Source organism: Bradyrhizobium sp. Leo114, assembly GCF_055229415.2.
On record NZ_JBUYEN020000160.1, the window covers coordinates 1 to 1,426 of the forward strand.

The 1,426-nt window shown below is 64.9% G+C and carries 2 protein-coding genes; both read left to right on the forward strand.

Annotated features, from left to right (window positions below):
• Positions 1 to 60: 60 nt before the first annotated feature.
• Positions 61 to 468, forward strand: a complete 408-nt coding sequence (locus ACZIRK_RS45150) for a helix-turn-helix domain-containing protein (RefSeq protein WP_130231946.1) — start codon at positions 61 to 63, stop codon at positions 466 to 468.
• Positions 465 to 1,426: IS3 family transposase (locus tag ACZIRK_RS45155; RefSeq protein WP_474419832.1), on the forward strand; the 962-nt coding region annotated here is incomplete at its 3' end. The genes ACZIRK_RS45150 and ACZIRK_RS45155, both read left to right, overlap by 4 nt.

A 1,426-nucleotide genomic window follows, 5' to 3' on the forward strand; every position in this document is an offset into this window, starting at 1 on the left:
TGGAGTGCCCCCCAAAAGTGAGACACGGGAAATTAGGGACAGTTCTCTAACGGAGAACGTATGCCCAACAAATCTCCCCGTGTTTTCAGCCGAGAGTTCAAGCTCGAAGCGGTCCGCCGCATTCTGGCGGGCGAGCGAATCAAGGCGCTTTCAGAAGAGCTGAAGGTGCTGCGCAAGGATCTCTATGCATGGCGCGATCTATTTCGCGCCGGCGGGGCGGAGGCGCTGCGGCCGTTGGGGCGTCCGCGCAAGAGCGATGCGGTTGCACCGAGCGTGAGGGCGCGGGCGCGTGATGTTGCGGCGGCCGACCGTGGCGCGCCCGAGCGCATTGCCGAACTTGAGCGCAAGATCGGCCAGCAGCAGATTGAACTGGATTTTTTTCGGCAAGCCTTGCGGCGGGTCAAGGAAGCACGCCGGCCGAGCAGCGGGCCTGGCGTGACGGGGTCTACGCGGTCATCCAAGCGATGACGACCTCCCCGCGGCAAGGCGAGCTGACGATCGAACGGATGTGCCGATTGGCTGGCGTCAGCCGGGCCGGCTATTATCGGCATTGGGCGGCTTCCGCCCCACGTGCCGAAGAAACCGCCGTGCGAGACGCGATCCAGCGGCTGGCGCTTGCCTACAGGCATTACGGCTATCGCCGGATCGCCGCGCAGTTGCGCCGCGAGGGCTTTGCGGTGAACCGCAAACGCGTGCTGCGCCTGATGCAGCAGGATAATCTGCTGTGCTTGCGGCAGCGGCCGTTCGTGCCTGTCACGACGGACTCGCGCCACCCGTGGCACGTGGTATCGAACCTGGCCCGCGCCATGGTGCCTGATGGCCTCGACCAGCTCTGGGTGGCGGACATCACCTACATCCGTCTGCAGGAGGAGTTCGCCTATCTCGCCATCGTGCTCGACGCCTTCAGCCGGCGGGTGGTCGGCTGGGCCCTGGAGACGCACCTGGAGGCGCGTCTGGCGGTCACCGCGCTCTCGATGGCGCTGGCGGCGCGCCAACCCACGCCTGGCAGCCTGATCCACCACTCCGATCGCGGCATCCAATACGCCTGCGGCGACTACACCGAGCTCCTCCGGCAGCACGACATTGCTCCCAGCATGAGCCGGGTCGGCAATCCCTACGACAATGCCAAGGCGGAGAGCTTCATGAAGACCCTCAAGCAAGAGGAGGTCAACGGCCAGACCTACCGCGATGCGCCGCATGCCAGAAATGCGATCGGCGCCTTCATCGAGGAGGTGTACAATCGCCAACGGCTGCACTCGGCCCTGGCTTACCAGCCGCCAGCCGAGTTCGAAGCAAATTTACCAGGTTGCGGGGGCTGCTGCGCAGCAGCCCCGCAACCTGGCCGTAACCCATCAACCCGCCCTGCCGCCTCAAGCGGCGGGCACCTGTCCCTGATTATCGTGTCTCACGATAAGGGTGCACTTCA

Bases quoted from the DNA above. Each gene is read 5' to 3' on its own strand.
- ACZIRK_RS45150 (WP_130231946.1), top strand. From the start codon at position 61: ATGCCCAACAAATCTCCCCGTGTTTTCAGCCGAGAGTTCAAGCTCGAA.